Source organism: Nitrospiraceae bacterium, from assembly GCA_035623075.1.
Lineage (GTDB): Bacteria > Nitrospirota > Nitrospiria > Nitrospirales > Nitrospiraceae > DASPUC01.
In genome coordinates this window covers 169,358-186,073 of record DASPUC010000022.1, presented here as the reverse complement: position 1 = coordinate 186,073, position 16,716 = coordinate 169,358, and the positions used below count along the sequence as shown (strand labels likewise).

Genomic DNA, 16,716 nt, shown 5'->3' with positions numbered 1-16,716 from the left:
TTGCCTTTCTTCTTCAGCGGGAATGGGCGTCCGTCTGGATGAGCTGGTGAGGCTGATCCGAACCGGGGTTGACCAGGATCGGGACGTTGAGTTTGTCCGGCAATAGCACCAGTTTTGAGTTTGGGCTGTCGTACAACTTGTAGCGGAGATAGTCGGGCGTCAACGTTTTCGTGATGGTTTCCTGCGCTTTGGCCTGTCCGATGGCCCGAATGCGCAATCCTTCTGCCTCGCCTTCGGCTCGAATCCGAATCGAATCTCCCTCACCTTTGGCTCGAGTCCTGGCAATCTCGGCATCCTTCATGGCGATCGTCAGCTCAAATTCCTTCTGTTCTTTTTCCTGCTCCTTGGCTTGTTTCTGCTCAATGGCGCTTAAGACGATCTGCGGAAAGTCGACGTCCGCCAATGCGACGCTTTGGATTGCAAGGTGACGGCCCTTCAATTTCTCAACCACGACAGCCTGAACTTTGCTGGCGATCTCGGAACTCTTTTCCGGAACCGTGACCATGTTGTAACCGGAGACTACGCTCCGGACTGCAGCCAAAAATTCCGGCTTCACGATTCGAGGGTAGAAATCCGGGCCCACCTCGTGCGCGAGAAAGTACACTTCTTCAGGAATCGGCCTCAGAATGATCGCAGCCTTGACGATGACTTGAAGGTCATCGGCGCTGAGGGCGTCGATGCCTTCGGTAAAGCTTTGCCACCGAACGTCATAGAGGTAGACATCGTTCCAGGGCGCCCTCCAGTAGAACCCATCCTTGAGAGGTTCGGTGGAAAGACCTTCGGAAAACGGACGCCACATGAGACCACGCTGGCCGGGTTGAACACTCGTTCCTGCGCAGGCACTGCTTAGCAACAGCAAAGGAATGGTCACCAGCATCAATGCATATGTAATGTGACGAGACATGGGGACCTCCATACGTCATCCATGATGACCATTGTTAAGGTAGAGTGGGTCTCATAGCTTGGGAATGGCCATTACCAGCTATGTCCAAATGCCAGCCCGCGAGATGTTCCCGTTCTTTTGCCGCATTTTCGTAGAACTGAACGAGGAAGCGGGCACCTGAGACCCATTCGGACTCGCCCCCGAACAGGCGTTCGTAGACCAAGACCCGTTGCGAGAGTTCCTCCGCCTTTAAGCGGAGTAGGACCGCTTCCTGACTGTAGTAGCTGGCGATTTTCCGTTGATCTTGAGAAGGATCTGTAGACGTAAGATCGAGGAGGGTCGAAGTTCGTGCACAGCCAAGTCCTGCAACCGCTACGAACAGCGCAAGCAGACCAATTTCCTTACACCTGTGGCCTCTCGCTATATTCATAGTGTTCGCTCGCTTTGGAGGACCTGGACGTAGCCTGCCCGTTAGGACCAGGGCTCAGAAAAATCACCTCATAGTCCCACCGGTGTGCGACGAGCTCAACGTGTTTTCGTTTGCTCAATTGACTGAGAGCGTTGAACAGGATTTGCCAGGTGCAATCGGGAAACGCTTCGGCGAGCTCGGAAAACATGACCCGTTGTCCCTTGGGTTGAAGGGTACGGATCCTGAATTCGATCTCCGTTTCGGGTGCGGACATCTCTGCGGGTTTCATCGCAGCCTCGTGGAAGGGGCATCCACCGATGTTGAGAGTCTACCCGGGCTCTCCTGCCCTCAAGCGGATGTGCAAATCCTAGTCCTCGTCTTGGATTTCGCTGACTGGTTCCCGAAGATCAAAAATCCAAAGATCTACATAACCAAACCTCTTGACGAGGGGATAGGTCGCTACGTAGCATCCCTTGTGTCAGCTCGTGATCGCTCACTCGCACTGTGCAGGATGTGCGAATACGCTCAGATAGGTGTTGATCAACTAGGTTTTTGCCTTTGCAATGGTGATTTTCTCCGCCGTGCACCTGGCATTGCTATTGCTGGATTCTTCCTCGGTCGATCGTACGGACGAATGAATCGACAGCATCCATTTCATACCCTTCTCTGAACGGGTGAACTCGCATCTGTAAGTGATGGCAGCGGGATTTTGAAACTCTTTTCGAGTAGAAAAAGAGGCATCTAACCGTATCGTTTTGTCACAGCTGTGCCGTTCTGGCACGAGAAACCTGGCAAACTCTACTTTCTTTTCGCGATTCGATCGGGCCGATTCACATAATGTCACATGAACATGCGTCAGCCGAACAATATGCTTCCTGCACCAGATTTCAGGCGTGAGTAAATGCCGAAGCTCCTTCTTCTCACAGATAGTCCAGGGGAAGCAGAGCTATTTTGTGACGCACTCACGGTTGTATGGGAAAGACTCGAATCTCCGCCAAGTTCCCCACAGCCAGCTATTGATGTGCAGCATACAGCTGAGTGTGCCCTGGAGAGTTTGAGGAAACAACTTGCCCTCGGGGCTCATAGCCTTCCAGATCTGATTGTGCTCGACCTGAATCTTCCCGGAGCGACCAGCCTATCCTGCTTGCGGGAATTGCGAAATGATTTCCGCCTGGCGAACCTGCCCGTCGTCGTCATGGCCCGGTCTGATGCCCAGCCGAGCATGCGGACCCTCTACGGACTTGGCGTGGTCGGCTATCTCGTCAAACCACGGTGTTTTTCTGATTTGATCACCATGGTGCGCAAGATTTGCCAAACCTGGCTTCCCAAGAATCCTCGTCAGGAAATCTGCTTGTCGGATGGGGAGCAGAATTTATGACAATGCTACTTCTGATCTTCCGTCAGTCGTTGGAACATGAACTTCATCAACTGCTGGCTGAGCTTGAGGTCAAAGCGTTCACCGAAGCACCCAAGATTCACGGAATGGGGGAGGCAGGGACAACGTTCAACGCATTTCCCTGGCCCGGACATAATTGCATGATTATTGCGGCACTGGAAGACCAAGAGGCCGACAAAGTTGTGAAACGATTGCGAGAATTTCGTGACGATCTCGCCCGCCGACAGAAGGGTGCGAAGATTCCTATGCGAGTCTTTGCCTATCCTTGTACACGACTGATCTAGGGAATGGCACCGCTATCTATGGTTTGGGTTTCGGCTACGAATCCGTTCGCCGTCATCACCCTACACGCAGATCGACAACAGCTCTTTGTGGAGAGAAATGAGGTCGCGTCCGCGCGCAGTGCTCTCAACGTGGTCAAAACGCCTTGGGTTAGGGCTGGCGTCGATCGCGGAGGTCACCCAAACAACGACGATACTGTAACTGGACGAAGTGCGCTCCTCGGTGGGCCAAATGTCCTGAAGGCGAGGACTGCGGCTGCTGTCGATTCGACCGACCAGGCCTACCAGAACTTTTGACCTGATTCCGCCGATTGACTATGATCAGGGGGCTTTCTTAGGATAGTCCAATGAGGGCCTGATGCGCTGGCTTCTCCAATTCCTCAGTAATCTGCCGATTGCCCGCAAATTGTTTCTTGTCTCAGTGATCCCTATCTTGGCCGTGATGGTGCTGAGCACTCTCACGTATCGGAGTGTCGTCACCTTTTCCGAGGATGAAGGAGAGCTCAACAAAATCTATCTCGCACAACGGTTGGCGGCGGAGTACTTGCGTTTGGTCGTGGATCTTGAAACAGGATTCCGTGGTTTTGTGCTGACGAGACAAGAGAAGTATCTCTATCCCTATCGAACAGCCCAGGATCACATCATCAATCTTGGGGCCTCCTTGGAAGAAAAGGTTGAGCATAATCAGGAACAGCGGGCTCACATCGCGAAGGTCGAGGAATTGGTCAAGCAGTTCATGGGGGAGAAAGAAGAACTTATCAAAGCCGTAAAGTCCGGACTCACCGAAAACGCTCTTCGCCACATCGAGGAGGGGCGTGGCCGAGAGATGATGCTGAAGATTCGCGGTGAGATGGCCTACTTCGACCGTCTCGGGCAGGAAGAACTGATCGCGCGATTGTCAAAACTGTCGCAGGATCGAAATACCATGCTGGCCGTCATACTCGGAGGGGGAGGGCTCGCACTCGTGCTGATGATCGCCACCCTTCGCCTCATTGCGCGGTCGATTACAGGTCCCCTGGCGATGCTGGCGAAGGTTGTCGGTTCGTCGCCGGCCGGAATGGTTCCTACTGTGCCGGTGATGGATCGGAAGGACGAGATCGGCAATCTGACCCAAGTCATGCATGCCATGAGCGCGCAGATCAGGGATCACCTTGCCGTGGTCGAGAAATCGGAAACCGAACTACGCGCGTTGAATCAGGACCTGTCTGCCTCCGAATCCAAGTATCGGAGCCTGGTCGATCATGCGCCGTTCGGCATCTTCACGACAAAGGGCATGGCCATGGTATTCAGCAACCGATATAACACGACATTGGCGGGCCTCAACCCGGATGAAGAAGCCGATCCCGAGGCGATTCGTAGCGCGTTTCATCCTGAAGACAGGGATCGGGTCCTTGCAGAGTTTGCCAAGGCCGTCAGGGAGGGCCGACCGTATGAAACAGTCTTCCGGTTTCTTCATAAGGACGGAACGGTGAGGAAAGTGTTGAGCCGGCGCATTCCAATTAAGGATGCCGACGGGCAGGTTGTGATGTATCAGGGGTTTAATATCGACATTACCGCGTTGGATCAGATGCAAACACGACTGAGCCGCTCAGAACGGCTTGCGACCCTTGGTCAGGTCGCGGCCGGAATCGCCCATGAGATTCGAAACCCGCTCGTGGGAATCGGATCGACCACATCGCTACTGGTTGAAGAAACCGACAGCAAAGATCCTCGACGTTCTGATCTGGAAGTCATCCTGAGAGAAACACGGCGATTGGATCGGATCGTGAATCAGATCATTGAGTATGCAAGGCCTCGCGAGCTAGCTCCCGTACTGTTCTCTTGTTCCGACTTGGTAGAGGAAGTGTTGAAATTGCTCGATGTGCCTCTCTCAAAGAAAGCGTTGACGGTCACTTGTGCGGTTTCCGCTGCTTTACCTAAGGTTTATGCTGATCGAGATCAAATCAAGCAGGTGTTGTTGAATGTGTTCCAGAATGCCATTGAGGCCTCTGAAGAGCGGGGCGGGCTCAGCGTCGCGGCGTGTCCGTTCGCAAGAAACCTGGACCCCGGCCTTGCGATCACCGTGACGGATCAGGGGCCCGGCATATCGTCAGAGGATCTTCCGCACGTGTTCGAGCCGTTCTTCACGCGGGGAAAGCACCGGGGGACTGGACTCGGCCTGGCCATTTGCCGAAATATCGTCGATGCTCATGGCGGCGACATCCAGTTGATGAGCGACAAGGGCAAGGGAACGACGGCTCGGCTCTGGCTTCCTCTTCGACAACAACCCAGATTGATCGAGGTTTAGTGTATGCGCGCAACGATCTTTGTCACTGATGATGAGCCGGCGATCCGTGCGTCAATTATCAAGCGCCTATCACGGCGGCACCACCGCGTTGTGGGGTATGACTCGGGAGATGCGCTCATGAAAGCGATCGAGCAAGACCTCCCGGACCTCGTGATGCTGGATCTGAAAATGCCCGGCCTGAGCGGTCTCGATACGTTGAAGCAGTTGCGGCCTCTCGTCCCCCATGCCTTGGTCATTATGTTGACGGCGTACGGGACAGTGCAGGATGCGGTCGAAGCGATGAAGCTCGGCGCCTACGACTTCCTCATCAAGACCGTGGATCTTGAGGGCATCGACCCCGTGGTGGATCGGGCGCTCGAATTCCTCGCCCTCCGACGGCGTATCGATTTTGAGCGGGAGCATGAGAGTAGCCAGTATGCGCTCTCCAACGTGGATGCGCGGAGCGCGACGATGAAGCAGCTCTTGTCTCAAGTGCGCGACGTAGCGGCCAATCCCAAATCCACTGTCTTGCTCCAAGGAGAAACCGGAACGGGGAAAGAATTTTTCGCGCAGGTGCTTCATCACAACGGACCCAGGTCCACCGGCCCGTTCATCGGTGTCAATTGCACGGCCATCCCCAAAGAGCTCTTTGAAAGCGAGCTGTTCGGTTACGAGCGGGGCGCATTTACCGGCGCGCACCAACGAAAAATCGGATTGCTGGAGAAGGCCGAGAGCGGGACACTGTTTCTCGACGAGATCGGTGATCTCGATCTATCTATGCAGGGAAAGCTGCTTCGTGTACTACAGGAAAAATCGTTCCGCCGGTTGGGCGGGACCGACGATATATCGGTGGATTTCCGGCTCATGACCGCAACGAACCGCGACCTCAAGAAGGAGGTGACGCGGGGAACCTTCCGGGAAGACCTCTACTTTCGGCTGAACGTGGTCTCATTCGAACTTCCACCCCTGCGAGCCCGAGTGGAAGATATCCTGCCTCTTTGCATGGGTGCGATGGTCCGGTTCGGCAAAGAGTTTGGGAAAGAGATTCTCGACATTGAGCCGGAAGCCAAAGCTCTCCTCGAGCGGTACGCCTATCCGGGAAACATCCGTGAGCTTCAAAATATCATCGAGCGGGCAATGATTCTCTGCCACGGTAAAACGCTCACGGTAAGCAATCTACCCCGCGAATTGCGAGAAGCGCCCCAGCAAATCGCCGTGACCAGCACGCAGGGGGATCAGCCCATCGTACGAGCGGAAATGCAGCTCGGCAAACAATCGCTCGCCGACATGGAGTTCGCGATCATTGAGGAGGTAGTCCGCCTTTCAGGCCACAACAAAAGCCTTGCTGCCAAACATCTGGGCATCACCCGTTTCGCATTAGATCGGCGTTTAAAAAAAATTGCAGACGCGTGAACATGTCTCCGGCAACGGAGGCATTTGCAGGTAGACACAGGATATCGGCCGTCGTCACGTCAATCGGGGTTTGTAGGGAGCCCAGCCAGTTGACAGAGGACGATGTGAGGCGTATGAAGACAACCAGTACGTCGTCTATCGGCGATTCTCCGTGTTTAGCCGTTCACCACGGAGGGGGTCAATGAAGGAAGACCTCAGTCCACCGGACCTGGCAGGCCCGCCGAGCTAAAGGCGGGCGTCCTATCGGTCACGTGAGCCATCTCTCCGACGGCAACACCATCTCCCGCGTAGGGAACCCAAGAGCGGTCTGGCATCGCGGTTCAGGTTGGATCAATCCCCCATGCGCGCAAGACGTACCTGCGACTGAAGAATAGAAATGCGGTCGAACAGCTTTTGCGCGAATTGGCGAATCGACTCGATCAGCCGATACCGGTGGAGCGTCAGCGGCTGGCCAACAGTTCCTGCACAGCATGATTCCAGCCGACGGGCCCGATGCCGGGTGCCCGAGTCATGCCGGGAATATGGATATCAGGATCGTAGGAGCCGTCCGGCTTCTGAACGAGGATCGGATGGTCGACAGTCGCCAGGAGCGGTGCATCGTTGACACTATCCCCGATTCCTACCGTTTCGATCCGGTCGCCCTCGCCTTGTAATTGGTGCTGGCGCTGATAACACCGGAGCAGGAGCGCTGCTGCCTGCCCCTTGTTGTTGTCGCCCGTCAGATGGAAGAACCGTCCGCCCTTGGTCCACCGCAGACCCCGCATGACGATTTGGCGACAGACTTCTTCAATGAGCGCCGGAGGGCCTTCCAAGAGATAGGGTTCGTCGTATTCCCTCTGTTTGGCGAGGGAGGCCTCCTGCCGACTAAGCTCCGTCACTTGCATGACGTCATCGACGGACAAGTCGCCGAAGCCTCGTAAGGTGGTGGCGACATTTTTTTCAATTTGTTTGAGGACATCGCGCAATATGCCGTAGGGAAGCCCGAGCTCGATCACGTCATAGGAGTTCCTGGCTCGTGCCCGTTCGAGCGGGAAGTCGAAGTGGCCTCGAGGGACGAAGACGGCGGCGCCATTTTCTACGATGAACGGGTCGTGGTGACTCAACCGCTTCCGCAACGGTTCGATCTCCGCCCGCGTCTTGCTGGATACGAGAACGAGCGGAATATGCTGCGCCCGGAGAGCCTCTAACGCTGGCCTAGCCGGTTCATAGGAATACGTGGTGCTGTCCAGCAAGCAGCCATCCAAATCTGTATAGACGACCAGCTGAGTCATGAGTAGTCAAATCGTCTTTCCACGTGAAGGCTGTATTGCCGTCTTGGCTACAAATGCCGCAAATCGTCGGTGCTGTCGGATCGTGATCGTCCTGCGATGCGGCGTTCGAGGAATTCCTTGGCGAGATCCTTCCCTCCGAGTCCGAAGGCGATGGCGGTAGCGAGCACGACACCGCCCCACGTAATTCCGAATCCCACCACGACGATGTTTTGGGCGATCCCCAGTTGTTCAAGGGCCATGGCGCCAGCGAGCAGCAGGATGCCCCAGCGAGCCGTAGCCGCGATAAGCCTGGCTGGGGGCAGTCCTGCATTCACGGCCGCGATCAGAACGGCTTGAGAGATGAAATTCGAAAGGAAATATCCTGCGAGCACGATCACCGCAGCCGTGACGAAATGCGGGACGTACGCTAATAGCGATTGGGCGAATTGGTTGATCGGAGCGAGGTTCAAGACTCCCAACGCGGCAATGGTGGCCAGAAGCACCACCGTCCAGTAAAAGGTGCGACCGATGAGCCGAGAGGGATCGGTCTTGATGCCGCCGCGAAGCAAGGCGGCATTGATCCCGAGCCGATCACTGAGGTGGTCGACACCGATCACGCGGAGCAGCCGTTCGACGAAGGTGCCGGTCAACCAGGCCACGGCGAAGCCTCCGAGCAGGATCATGCCCATCGCCAGGAGATTGGGGAGCACGGACAAGACATGCTGTCCGAGAATTTGGAGCGGCCCGATAATCGCTTGGCTAAGGAATTCGCTCATACGTCCCTCCCGCATCGGTCGCGGTTCGGTGGGCTAAGGGGTCCCCAGGTTCATGTGATTCCGAACCGGCCCAACGCTTGATCAGGTACGGTTTCAATCGCTCAAAGGTCTGACACAACGCCTCGATTCTCAGTTCCGCCTCGGCCGACGTGAGCCCTTGTGTGGTCAGGACAAAGGAGGCGGTTCGCCCTAAATATAATGGTGTCAAGGCTTTTAGGAGGTGATCACGAGACATCATTCGCTTGTGGTAAGCCGCAGCTGCGTCGTACACTACCTTGACCCAGAGCTCATCGGAGATACGACAGTCATTGCTGGGTGCATTCTTCAATCGGCACAACTGAGCGAGCGTGCCTTCAGCGAGCATTTTTTGCCAGACGGCCTCGAGATCCGTCAGCCCTTGCTGAAAGTTCGCGACCATCCGCTCAAGATTGACATGCACGGGCTCCACGCCGACTTCGTAGCGAAATCCGAAGAGGGGAACCGGCTGCGAGCTCTCCTGACGGAACCATAGTGTGTCATGCCGTTCCATCGCAGCGAAGAGTGCACCCACAACCTGAGTCAGCATGGCAGACAGGTCGGCTGCCGGGTCCTTCGGGTTGTGAATTTTGGCCCCGAGAAAACTTTGGCAGACACGGGCGCCGCTGGCGATGGCTTCTGTCGTCATCCAAATGTCGATGCCAAATCGAGCCACCTCGGACTCCCACACATGCTGGTCGAGATAATGGGTGGCAAGCGAACCGGAGAATCCAAATTCGCCGCCGATTGGTTGACGGATCCGCTGACCGTAGAGAGCCCTCGTCAGGGGATAGGCAAGGCTGTTCGTAATCGTCCCGTCGTACTTGTGCCGCAGATAGTAAGGTGCGACGTAGTCGTATCCCTCGTCGAGCAACGGACGTAACAATAGCTCGATCCATTCCGGCGCGATGCTCCGCAAGTCCGCATCGACCACGGCGCAGGCTTTCGCATTCAGCCGGTTGGCAATCTCGAAGATGGTCCGAAACGCGCTCCCTTTCCCCGGTATCCCGTGGTAGGGAGTGATAATGCGGTGCAACACGCTCTGCTGATCGCTGATGAATAATTGGTTGGGGTCAATGATAGTATGGGCCACGATGTCGCGGGTTTTGTCGGAGGAGCCCCCATCGGAATTGACCAGCACGGCGCGCCGATCAGGAAAGTACTTCGCCAAACCCGCGCTCACCGCCTGCACGACGTGACCGACTGTTGCAGCGTTGTTGTAGCTCGGGATGCCGACAAGAATGTCCGTCGATCCGATGGTGAGGATCTGTGCATCGGTTTCCGGCGTGAGCGGGGTCCGAGCGGTGCTCATCGTCCTGGCGATACCGTTTCGGTCGTAGGATCCCATGCGTGGTCCTCTTCAACCGCTTCGACGAGGCGGGCGAAGAAATCAGGCACGGCATGAGTGACGCGACTCCAGTTGGAAATCATCGGAACACCAAGAGGGTCCTCGAGAAACCCTTCTGTCGCGAGCTTCATGCCTTTCAGGAACACCTCGACGGCGGTCCGTTCCTCATGGCGGTCGAAGGTGAGGCTGTTGATTGCCGCATCGTTCTCATACCGGCTGATGGCGTCCTGAGCTGCTTGGAGATAGGTGGCCCGCAAGGTTTTCAGGATGCCGTCCGACAGTACCACGCCTTCGCTCGCTAAATTTCTGAAGAGAGACTTCGTGATATCCACACACATTTTTAGCAGTCCGCTTTCCGGATTCTGACTGGAAAGAGATTGATGTTTATGGTCGTAGGCGTCTGCAATATCGGCCTGGCAGATGCGCCTCAGAGCGCAATTTCGGTAGACCTCGGACAATACGCCGACCTCCAATCCCCAATCCCCGGGGATTCGGTTGATCCAGGCCAGGTCGCGAACCATGGCGAATTCTCCGGCAAGGGGATAGCGAAAACTGTCGAGGAAGGTCAGGAGTGGGTGAGGTCCCACGAGCTGTTGAAGGCTTCGGATCAGCGGAGTGATAAAGAGCCGTGTGGCGCGACCGTGCAGGCGGTCGGTGACTCGGCTGTAGTAGCCTTTGCAAAATTCATAGCCGAGGTTCGGATTGGCGACGGGATAGCAAAGCCGTGCCAGATACTCGCGCCGATAACTCGTAATATCGCAGTCGTGGAGTGCGATGACCTGGCTATGGTTGCTAGCCAGCACGTAGCCGAACGCCAACCAACAACCGCGTCCTTTGCCCGGCAATCCGATATCGATGTTCTGTGAGACGAGCAAGTTGAGGAGCGTCTGGATGCGGGCGCCGTCGTTCCAGATCAGCCGGACCCGCTGGGGCAGAACGGCGAAATACTGTTTGGCCAGGCGAAATTCTAACGCTGATGCCCGATCGAGTGAAATCACGATTTCGTGGAGGTACCTGACGGTCTTCAGGACCTCGACAATTGTCTTGAGAGCGGGTCGTTCCAACTCGGCATAGAGAGACGGAAGCACCAAGGCGATCGGATGCATGCCCCCGCATCGTTCCAACTCGCTCTCTAATTGATCGACATTCGGGCTGCCGAGTCTATGAAGAACAGTCACGACGCCGTTTTGGTAAAAGTCTGACATGCGGAACTCCAGTCAGATAACGAAAGGTCACCCTCTAGGGGGCGTGAATAGAGAAGAATAAGAAGCGGTATTATAGCCAGTGGATAACGACCGATTTAGGATACCTGAATTGCACAGGGTGTGCCATACGGAACTTGGGGGAAAGCCGACTTCTGGCAGTTTTCTGTTTGAAAACTGGGGCATTCCCTAGTGGCAAAAGCCTTCACTTATACAAATGGATCGGATAAGCGTTATGGCCTGTCGGTAGACAGTCGCTTCGCGAGGCGGTGGGCTAATCGCTTCATGCCGGCAGATCGATCGGCTGGATCGAGGAGGACGTTGAAGATGTGTAATTGGCTCGAATCGGCCAATGCGGTCGCAAGTTTCTGTTCGAATTCTCCCTGCGTTCGAATACGTGAGCCGACTCCACCACCCACGACATCGCACATCCGTTCATAGTGCCATTCGTGAAGATCGTTGAAGGGGCCTTCCAGAATTTCCCGTTCGGTCGAATATCCGTGATTGTTCAGGACGATGATGATCGGAGCTTGGCCGTACCTGACAGCCGTGGCAAGTTCAGAACCCGTCATTTGGAACGCGCCATCACCGACCAAAACGATGGGCCGGAGCGAGGGATCGGCGAACGACGCCCCCACCGCAGCCGGAACGGCGAAACCCATTGAGGTGTAATACGCCGGCGAAAGGAATTCAAACCGCCGGTGAACGTGAAGATCGGCTGCGGCAAATAAGGATTCGCCGACATCGGCGATCACGAGGGTTTTTTCGTCCAACACACTGTCAAGGTGGTGAAAGAGTCCACTCAACCTAATGGGGGAATTGGGTCCGTTCGTTCCGGCTTCGATTGGAATCGTCGGTGGGAGGGAGCGCGAAGGAAACGTTGGAAGCTGGTGAGTCGCCAATGCTCGGACAAAGTCTTCGAATCGAATCGCATCATAGCGGTGATGCTTGATAGCAACTCGATCTGCCGTCGCATGGATAGTCCGGCCCTCAATCAGCAGTGGAGAACGAACGTCGAAATCTTCGACATCGGAGAGAATTGAGCCGAGAATCAGCAAACAATCGGATTGATTGATAAACTGTTGAACATCATCGCGCGCGATCAACCCCCCGTACACACCGACGTAAAGCGGGTGGTCTTCGCGAATGACCGATTTGCCCAACAAGGTGGACGCAATTGGAATGTTCAGGCGCTCGACAAGCCGGGCCAGGTCATCTTGCAGTCCGAAACGGCCGATTTCTGCGCCAGCCAGAATGGCGGGTCGGCTGGCAGAGGTCAACATGGCCCGGACTTCTCCAATGGCCTCGTCGAGGGCTGCCGGATCGCTCGGTTCATCTTCGACACACATGGGACGGGAAGGGGTGGAAAGGGGAGCATGGACCATGTCGCGCGGGATCTCGATATAGATTGGTCGACGGTATCGAAGCAAGGCAGCAAAGGCCCGATCCATTTCGCGTTCCGCTGTGAGAGGATCGTCGAGCGACACTGCAGCAACCGTCATCTTTTCGAACACCTCACGCTGGGTTGAAAAATCGCGCACCATATGATGCAAGTAGGGTGTGCGCATCCGCTCTGAGAGTCCGGGAGAGCCGGTCAACAGGACGACAGGAGATCGCTCGGCGTACGCACAAGCGATGGCGTTGACCGTGTTCAAGCCACCGACGCAATAGGTTACACAGACCGCACCGATCCCATTGATGCGGGCATAGGCGTCCGCGGCGAATCCGGCGCAGTCTTCACGGGTTGTGCCGATGTGACGGATCGGTGAGGTTTCCAGAAGCTTGTAGAGACTCAGGACATAATCGCCGGGAATTCCGAAGATATGGCGAACCCCAAGCTTGTGCAGTCGATCAATGACCGTGGATCCGATCGTTGGCTTTCGTACCATCGAGTGCTCTTCCTCAATCCAGCAAACCACAGCTGACGGCGGCCGTCAAGCAAAGGAAGAACCACAGGGGGGCTTGACCTTCCTCTCGAGCAATCGGATAAGTACCTCCGATGATCCGACACGATGCACCCAGGGGGACGATCCGACTCTCGCGCTCCGGGAGGGGACAGGATTCCCGGCACCTCTGGGTGTACGCCGGCCATATCGATGAAGTCAGGGGAGAGCCGACGGCAGGCGATGTGGTCGATGTCGTGGCATCAAACGGAAGGTTTGTTGGTCGAGGTCTCTTCAATCCACACTCCAAAATCCGCGTACGCCTGCTCACGTTCGAGGAAGAACCCATTACGGAACAGTTTTGGCGGGGGAGGGTGATGCAGGCGATTTGTCTGCGGGAGCGAATTGTGTCGGCCACGAACGCGTATCGACTTTTGTACGGAGAGGCGGATCAGTTACCTGGCTTGATCGTGGACCGGTATGATGACGTCTTGGTCATGCAAACCTTGTCCTATGGTATGGACTGTCGAAAGGCTCTATTGGCCGATCTGCTGTGTCAAGAAGCGGGGGTCGGCCGAATCTACCTACGGAACGATGCGAAGAGTCGGGTCCTGGAGGGATTGCCGTTTGAAAAAGGATTCATGCGCGGAGGGGGAGCCACGCGAGTCGAAGTCCAAGAAGGGCGGGCGTCTTTTCTGGTCGACATTGAACGAGGCCAGAAAACCGGCTGGTTCTGCGATCAACGAGAAAACCGGCTGGCAGCGGCGCGACTCACGGCTGGCGCCGAGGTGCTGGAAGTGTTCTGTCACACAGGCGCGTTTGGGATGCACGCAGCACTGGGAGGCGCCAGGTCAGTCGAAGGGCTCGATGTCAGCGAAGACGCGCTCATGCTGGCGCGCGAACATGCGTCGTTGAACAAGGTGAACGATCGATGCCTGTATCGGATGGCTGATGCATTCGAGGAGTTGCGCAACCTAGAACGGGGAGGCCGGCGCTATGATGTGGTCATGCTCGATCCGCCTGCCTTTGCCCGAAGCAAGCAAGCAGTCCCGCGGGCCTTGGCGGGGTACAAGGATGTCAACTTGCTGGGGATGAGGCTCACAAGGCCGGAGGGGTTCATGGTGACAAGTTCCTGCTCTCACCATGTCAACGAGCAGGATTTTTGGATCGCCATCTGCCAGGCGGCGCGCGATGCCAGCCGACAGGTCCGTCTGCTTGAGCAACGTGGGCAAGCGAGCGACCATCCTGTTCTGGCCGCAATGCCGGAGACACGCTACTTAAAATGTTTCCTGCTGCAAATACTCTAGGTGCCGCCAGGGAATGTAGATTCTAATCACTCGGTGGTTCGAAGTGGCCGGGGGGACGATTCTGCCAGGGCACTGTGGCTTGTTTGGATTGTTTCACGAGGCTCCGCAAACTCGCCTCCGCGGCTCTCAAGAGTTTCGGCTCGCCGCTTTGCAGGAGCGCGGTGAGTAGGACATACAGCGAGCGGTCCATACGCGATCCGGTGAGGATCCGTTCAGTTATGGGATCCGGCCCGTTTGGAGTCATCGCCAGTTCGTCCTCTGGTCGCTCGAACAACGTGGCAAAGGTGGTGGGATGAGCAAAGAGCCAGGCGACCGGAATCTTCAAGGCAGCCGCCACCGATTCAATGGTCGATGCCGATGGATCGACGCACTCCGATTCGATTTCCTCCAAGGTAGTCGGCGAAAGCTGCGCTTCAGCTGCCACGTCCTCAACTGATTGACCGCGCAATAGTCTCCACGCTTGGATCAATGCGCCGATTGCCATGGGCCGATGATACTCAATCACCCCTGTCTCCGCAACCAGTCTTCAAGTATACGACTCTGAATATGTATATATAATCCAACACTTACGCTCGTTTTGTCCTTGTGGAAGATGAGGATTGAAATCGGGTACAATGAGTTCTCAAACAGCATACTAGCATTTAGGAGGCGCTCCATGCTCGGGACCGATATTCGGGGAATTCTTGCAGAAGAAGAGGAAGTTCAGCGACGGCAGCAGGCGTTGAAGTCCTTGCTGTCTATGCGTGCGAAACAACTGCGCGAGTCGTTGGAAGAACGGATCAAGCGTGCAAGGTCAAGTGGTGACTGGACGATGCTGTCGCGCGAGGAATGTGCGTCCTTGCACAAGCAGGAAAAAGCCTACTTGAAGTCTCAGTTCCAACAGCTCCAGCACGAACGGGACCGTACCAGAGGCAAGCTCACCGCGCTCAAGCGAGCCAAGGCGCGTGCGCAACGGATTCGAGCAGCCGAAGCCGCATCTGGCCGAAAGCGCCGTTGACCGATCTTCGTTCAATCCACGTTGCATTCCTCACGTGAGGTCCATCCTTCCGGCTCTGACGCGTGCGCAAGGCATGCGTCTTCGAGCACTCCTTCAGGACAAACGAGTACGAGCCAAGGAACGCGCCTTCGTCACCGAAGGCGCTAAAGCCGTTCATGATCTCCTTGTTCGTTTTCCGAGATGCATTCTCAGCCTCGTCATGACTCCAACGTATCTTGCCCGGGAGGACGCCGCCGCCCGACGTCTGAGATCTGGAGTCACGGCGAAACAATACTCCTGCTCTGATGTCTTGTTTGGAAGACTCTCCGACCTTGATGCGCCTCAAGGAATCCTAGCCGTAGCTCGACAGGCGACCTGGGATGAGGAAGCGGTCCTCCGTCAATCGGCCGTCTTGGGGATTTTCGGTGAGCAGCTTCAGGATCCTGCGAACGTGGGGGCTATCATCCGCACGGCAGCGGCCCTTAACGTAGATGCACTCTGGCTTTCTCGCGAATCGGCCGACGTGTACAACCCCAAAGTGGTGCGTGCCACCAGCGGAGCGCTGCTGTCCTTGCCGATTTTCGAAGCGAACGATGTGTCCCGTTTCATTCGGCACGAGTGCCGAATCTATGCGGCCGATGTGCCAGGCCACGGAGCGACCCCGATAGACGAAATCAGCGAGGTGCCGCGAAAACTGATTTTGGCTGTTGGGAGTGAAGGCCGGGGTCTATCTGCTGAGACCAGAAAGGCCGCCGCGCTTCGATTCACGATCCCCCTCAGCCGGGACGTCGAGTCTCTGAACGTTGCAGCCACCACGGCCATTGCCACATTTCATTTGAGACGATTGCGCCAAGTCGGGTAGTCGCGAGTCGTTCTGTACTTTCATTCCTGACATACACGAAAATTTTGCGGTACGGGTGGCGCGGAGTCGGTGCTGGGTGCGCAGGACCGAACTAGGGGGTTTCTGGCTTTATAAAAGTACATGAATATCAATAAAATATTGTACTTATAACAATAAGGCAATGTCAAACATGATGTTAAAACTTACACAGCTTGGGTCATATACAGGCGCAAATGCGTGGACGATACCTTTCATGGCTGACGGGCTGGCCGGAACCGTCTGGAGGCCAAGCATCGGTCCTTCCAAAGTGGGGAATAGCATTACTATAATAGGTGGCATCGTTCGGTGACGTTAATTCTTTGCACAGCGATTCCAGTGTTTGGCTAGTACGGGTAGGAAGATGTTCTGGTCTTCCTCTTGCAGCGGGGCTGCCATAGCGCAATATGCAACACAAAAATAGACCTAGTCTG

General features: G+C 55.9%; 16 protein-coding genes. 7 read left to right on the top strand and 9 right to left on the bottom strand.

The window, feature by feature from the left end:
* Positions 1-13: 13 nt before the first annotated feature.
* The 3 genes from VEI50_05645 to VEI50_05635 are packed head-to-tail and all read right to left on the bottom strand — an operon-like array spanning position 14 to position 1,581.
* The gene (locus tag VEI50_05645) at positions 14-904 is read right to left on the bottom strand and encodes a prohibitin family protein (GenBank protein ID HXX74590.1); all 891 of its coding nucleotides are present in this window, start codon (positions 902-904) and stop codon (positions 14-16) included.
* Positions 905-938: 34 nt separating this feature from the next.
* The gene (locus tag VEI50_05640) at positions 939-1,313 is read right to left on the bottom strand and encodes a hypothetical protein (GenBank protein ID HXX74589.1); all 375 of its coding nucleotides are present in this window, start codon (positions 1,311-1,313) and stop codon (positions 939-941) included.
* Positions 1,285-1,581, bottom strand: coding sequence for a hypothetical protein (locus VEI50_05635; GenBank protein ID HXX74588.1), 297 nt, complete (start codon positions 1,579-1,581; stop codon positions 1,285-1,287). The genes VEI50_05640 and VEI50_05635 overlap by 29 nt, the downstream gene beginning before the upstream one ends.
* A gap of 612 nt (positions 1,582-2,193) precedes the next feature.
* On the opposite strand from VEI50_05635, the gene VEI50_05630 reads away from it, so the two are divergent.
* The 4 genes from VEI50_05630 (at position 2,194) to VEI50_05615 (ending at position 6,648) form a co-directional block, all read left to right on the top strand.
* A complete protein-coding gene (locus VEI50_05630) occupies positions 2,194-2,670 on the top strand; it encodes a response regulator (protein ID HXX74587.1) in 477 nt (158 codons plus the stop codon).
* Positions 2,667-2,972 (top strand): hypothetical protein, encoded by a 306-nt coding sequence (locus VEI50_05625; GenBank protein ID HXX74586.1) that lies wholly within the window; start codon positions 2,667-2,669, stop codon positions 2,970-2,972. The genes VEI50_05630 and VEI50_05625 overlap by 4 nt, the downstream gene beginning before the upstream one ends.
* A 355-nt stretch (positions 2,973-3,327) precedes the next feature.
* On the top strand, positions 3,328-5,256 hold the full coding sequence (locus VEI50_05620) for an ATP-binding protein (protein ID HXX74585.1): 1,929 nt from the start codon (positions 3,328-3,330) through the stop codon (positions 5,254-5,256).
* Positions 5,257-5,259: 3 nt separating this feature from the next.
* A complete protein-coding gene (locus VEI50_05615) occupies positions 5,260-6,648 on the top strand; it encodes a sigma-54 dependent transcriptional regulator (GenBank protein ID HXX74584.1) in 1,389 nt (462 codons plus the stop codon).
* Positions 6,649-7,088: 440 nt separating this feature from the next.
* Here VEI50_05615 and VEI50_05610 read toward each other — a convergent pair whose 3' ends face one another.
* The 5 genes from VEI50_05610 to VEI50_05590 form a co-directional block, all read right to left on the bottom strand.
* Positions 7,089-7,919, bottom strand: coding sequence for an HAD-IIB family hydrolase (locus tag VEI50_05610; protein ID HXX74583.1), 831 nt, complete (start codon positions 7,917-7,919; stop codon positions 7,089-7,091).
* Between the two features lie 47 nt (positions 7,920-7,966).
* Positions 7,967-8,674 (bottom strand): hypothetical protein, encoded by a 708-nt coding sequence (locus VEI50_05605; GenBank protein HXX74582.1) that lies wholly within the window; start codon positions 8,672-8,674, stop codon positions 7,967-7,969.
* The gene (locus tag VEI50_05600; GenBank protein HXX74581.1) at positions 8,658-10,037 is read right to left on the bottom strand and encodes a glycosyltransferase; all 1,380 of its coding nucleotides are present in this window, start codon (positions 10,035-10,037) and stop codon (positions 8,658-8,660) included. The genes VEI50_05605 and VEI50_05600 overlap by 17 nt, the downstream gene beginning before the upstream one ends.
* Positions 9,998-11,242: a glycosyl transferase gene (locus VEI50_05595; GenBank protein ID HXX74580.1), complete on the bottom strand. Its 1,245-nt coding sequence runs from the start codon at positions 11,240-11,242 to the stop codon at positions 9,998-10,000. The genes VEI50_05600 and VEI50_05595 overlap by 40 nt, the downstream gene beginning before the upstream one ends.
* Before the next feature lie 230 nt (positions 11,243-11,472).
* A complete protein-coding gene (locus VEI50_05590) occupies positions 11,473-13,128 on the bottom strand; it encodes a thiamine pyrophosphate-binding protein (protein ID HXX74579.1) in 1,656 nt (551 codons plus the stop codon).
* 110 nt (positions 13,129-13,238) lie between these two features.
* On the opposite strand from VEI50_05590, the gene VEI50_05585 reads away from it, so the two are divergent.
* A complete protein-coding gene (locus tag VEI50_05585) occupies positions 13,239-14,429 on the top strand; it encodes a class I SAM-dependent rRNA methyltransferase (protein HXX74578.1) in 1,191 nt (396 codons plus the stop codon).
* A gap of 22 nt (positions 14,430-14,451) precedes the next feature.
* On the opposite strand, the gene VEI50_05580 is transcribed toward VEI50_05585, so the two are convergent.
* Positions 14,452-14,934 carry a helix-turn-helix transcriptional regulator gene (locus VEI50_05580; GenBank protein HXX74577.1) on the bottom strand — a complete coding sequence of 161 codons (483 nt, stop codon included), beginning with the start codon at positions 14,932-14,934 and terminating at the stop codon, positions 14,452-14,454.
* Between the two features lie 150 nt (positions 14,935-15,084).
* Here VEI50_05580 and VEI50_05575 point away from each other — a divergent pair, with 150 nt between their 5' ends.
* Both VEI50_05575 and VEI50_05570 read left to right on the top strand, forming a co-directional pair.
* A complete protein-coding gene (locus tag VEI50_05575; protein HXX74576.1) occupies positions 15,085-15,426 on the top strand; it encodes a hypothetical protein in 342 nt (113 codons plus the stop codon).
* Positions 15,427-15,499: 73 nt separating this feature from the next.
* A complete protein-coding gene (locus tag VEI50_05570) occupies positions 15,500-16,267 on the top strand; it encodes an RNA methyltransferase (GenBank protein HXX74575.1) in 768 nt (255 codons plus the stop codon).
* Positions 16,268-16,716 lie beyond the last annotated feature (449 nt).

What these genes read in the sequence shown, in the direction of transcription:
- VEI50_05590 (HXX74579.1), bottom strand. Translation starts at nt 13,128, where the DNA reads ATGGTACGAAAGCCAACGATCGGATCCACGGTCATTGATCGACTGCAC.
- VEI50_05595 (HXX74580.1), bottom strand. Translation starts at nt 11,242, where the DNA reads ATGTCAGACTTTTACCAAAACGGCGTCGTGACTGTTCTTCATAGACTC.
- VEI50_05625 (HXX74586.1), top strand. Translation starts at nt 2,667, where the DNA reads ATGACAATGCTACTTCTGATCTTCCGTCAGTCGTTGGAACATGAACTT.
- VEI50_05640 (HXX74589.1), bottom strand. Translation starts at nt 1,313, where the DNA reads ATGAATATAGCGAGAGGCCACAGGTGTAAGGAAATTGGTCTGCTTGCG.
- VEI50_05575 (HXX74576.1), top strand. Translation starts at nt 15,085, where the DNA reads ATGCTCGGGACCGATATTCGGGGAATTCTTGCAGAAGAAGAGGAAGTT.
- VEI50_05600 (HXX74581.1), bottom strand. Translation starts at nt 10,037, where the DNA reads ATGGGATCCTACGACCGAAACGGTATCGCCAGGACGATGAGCACCGCT.
- VEI50_05570 (HXX74575.1), top strand. Translation starts at nt 15,500, where the DNA reads ATGCGTCTTCGAGCACTCCTTCAGGACAAACGAGTACGAGCCAAGGAA.
- VEI50_05630 (HXX74587.1), top strand. Translation starts at nt 2,194, where the DNA reads ATGCCGAAGCTCCTTCTTCTCACAGATAGTCCAGGGGAAGCAGAGCTA.
- VEI50_05635 (HXX74588.1), bottom strand. Translation starts at nt 1,581, where the DNA reads ATGAAACCCGCAGAGATGTCCGCACCCGAAACGGAGATCGAATTCAGG.
- VEI50_05620 (HXX74585.1), top strand. Translation starts at nt 3,328, where the DNA reads ATGCGCTGGCTTCTCCAATTCCTCAGTAATCTGCCGATTGCCCGCAAA.
- VEI50_05610 (HXX74583.1), bottom strand. Translation starts at nt 7,919, where the DNA reads ATGACTCAGCTGGTCGTCTATACAGATTTGGATGGCTGCTTGCTGGAC.
- VEI50_05585 (HXX74578.1), top strand. Translation starts at nt 13,239, where the DNA reads ATGATCCGACACGATGCACCCAGGGGGACGATCCGACTCTCGCGCTCC.
- VEI50_05615 (HXX74584.1), top strand. Translation starts at nt 5,260, where the DNA reads ATGCGCGCAACGATCTTTGTCACTGATGATGAGCCGGCGATCCGTGCG.
- VEI50_05645 (HXX74590.1), bottom strand. Translation starts at nt 904, where the DNA reads ATGTCTCGTCACATTACATATGCATTGATGCTGGTGACCATTCCTTTG.
- VEI50_05605 (HXX74582.1), bottom strand. Translation starts at nt 8,674, where the DNA reads ATGAGCGAATTCCTTAGCCAAGCGATTATCGGGCCGCTCCAAATTCTC.